This window comes from Psychrobacter sp. Ps6 (assembly GCF_022129235.1).
Classification (GTDB): Bacteria; Pseudomonadota; Gammaproteobacteria; order Pseudomonadales; family Moraxellaceae; genus Psychrobacter.
In genome coordinates this window covers 1-1,952 of the sequence record NZ_JADQAI010000085.1, presented here as the reverse complement: position 1 = coordinate 1,952, position 1,952 = coordinate 1, and the positions used below count along the sequence as shown (strand labels likewise).

The following is a 1,952-nucleotide window of genomic DNA, read 5'->3' as shown; positions in this document are numbered from 1 at the left end:
AAATTTGGTATGTTTTATAAAGTTTGAAGGTGGAAATCGACTTATAATCTAAGCACACTTCTGCCCCAAAATGAGCTAGAGCCACTAGTTGCTCACTTCACAACAATCAAGTTTGACTTACTTGGTGTAATGCTTTTGTGTGCGCCTACGTAGGCATATACCGTACCCAACGGATGACTTAGAATGGATCACCGATACATCTCAACGGAGTGAGATTCAAGTTACTAGGAAATTTTGAAGTTCACAATGGTTTTGATGAGGGGCTACTTTTTCGTCTAAGTTTGTTTCAGCCTACATTGTTTAGTGTTAACTTTATGAAAATGATAACAAACAATAACTACATGGAAGATAAATGTATATTCGTACAGTCGAAATTGAAAACTATCGAGCCTTCAAAAACTTCGAGATCAAATTTTCACCACTAAGCGTAATTATTGGTGAAAACGAAGCAGGTAAAACTAACCTATTCGATGCTCTTGCCTTGCCACTTAACAACAATGACATTAGCTTCAATAAGAAACGTCTCTCAGTATCGGATATCAACCGCGAAGCAATCAAAGAGTTTTACCAAGCGATCATCAACGGTAAGGATGATGATGAGATCAAGCTTCTGATTCCTAAGGTTCGAGTTGAGGTCGAGTTTACTGAGCCAAAGAACATTATTGAAGAAGGCGTTATTGGGAAGTGGATAATCGGAGAAGAAGCGACGATAGCTACAAGATTCGTTACGACTTCAAGCCCAAAGATACCGAGCAATTTGTTAAGGCTGCCAAGAAGCTACTTGACGGTATCGTGGACATAAAAAATACACGCTGGTTCAACCTGCCAATTGAGCTGTACGACTACGACATAACACAAAGCAACAATGGGTTAAGGGTTAGCTACTCTGATTTAAGACTTATAGGCATCAACTCGATCAACGCTGAGCGTGACGACTTTGCCGAGAGTAACACTCAGAAATCAAACGACATCCTGACCAAAATGTTGATTTCCGCTCTCGAAGATTCCGACAAAGCCAAGATTAACAGCGCATACACTTCTTTTTTCGATGAAATCGAAAACACCGAGACATTCACAAAAATCGTTACACCTGATCCAGACTTCGAGAACTTCTTCGGCGAGATTGTTGATAAGCTGGAATGTATCCCGAACCTGCCTAATTTAAAAAGCATCCTATCCAACATTACTCTGAAGTCGGGTGAAAGCTACCTGTATCAGCGTGGTCTTGGATATCGTAACCTCGTGTACATCTACCTATTATTTGAGTTCTTTAGCGGCAACAAGAATGCACTCAACCTATGCTGTATCGAAGAACCTGAAGCCCACCTCAGCGTCAACAACCTCCGCTTCGCAACTGACTTTATATACAAAAGCACACAAAAAGGCGGCTCGTCTCTACAAACGCTAATTAGCTCCCATAGTCCACTGGTTATCAATAAACTTGAGCTAACCAACGTGATCGTCCTATCTGGCAATAATGCGATCCACCTAATTGATAGTAAGAAACATCTTACTAACTACCTTCGTAAGCGACCAAACTTCGACATTCTAAAACTACTGCTGAGCAACAAGACTATTCTCGTTGAAGGCACTACGGAAGAGATGCTGATTAACGCAATCCTATATCGCAATAACGAAAATGTTAGCAGTCTTGAAGTTATTTCTATTGAGCAAACGGGCTTTACAACTTTCATGGACGTTTGGCTACAAGTTAACAAAGGCAATACTAAGAAGAAGTTAAGCATAATTCGAGATTATGATGACAATGACTCAACCAAAGATAAGCATCAAAAATACGATACTGATAACGACAATATTCGAGTAAGAACGACTACCAAATATACGCTCGAAGATGATCTTGCAGAGGCTGATGGAAACCTTGCCCGCTTGAACGCACTTTTCAAGAAGAAGTACAAAACCTCTGCTGAAATGGCTGAGTTTCTGAAGAAAAG

Annotated in this window: 2 protein-coding genes; both read left to right on the top strand. The window is 40.3% G+C overall.

The window, feature by feature from the left end; all coding sequences use genetic code 11:
* The first annotated feature begins 352 nt into the window (after positions 1-352).
* Positions 353-802: an AAA family ATPase gene (locus I3255_RS13925; RefSeq protein WP_238039342.1), complete on the top strand. Its 450-nt coding sequence runs from the start codon at positions 353-355 to the stop codon at positions 800-802.
* Positions 685-1,952: TOPRIM nucleotidyl transferase/hydrolase domain-containing protein (locus tag I3255_RS13920; protein WP_238039340.1), on the top strand; the 1,268-nt coding region annotated here is incomplete at its 3' end. The genes I3255_RS13925 and I3255_RS13920, both read left to right, overlap by 118 nt.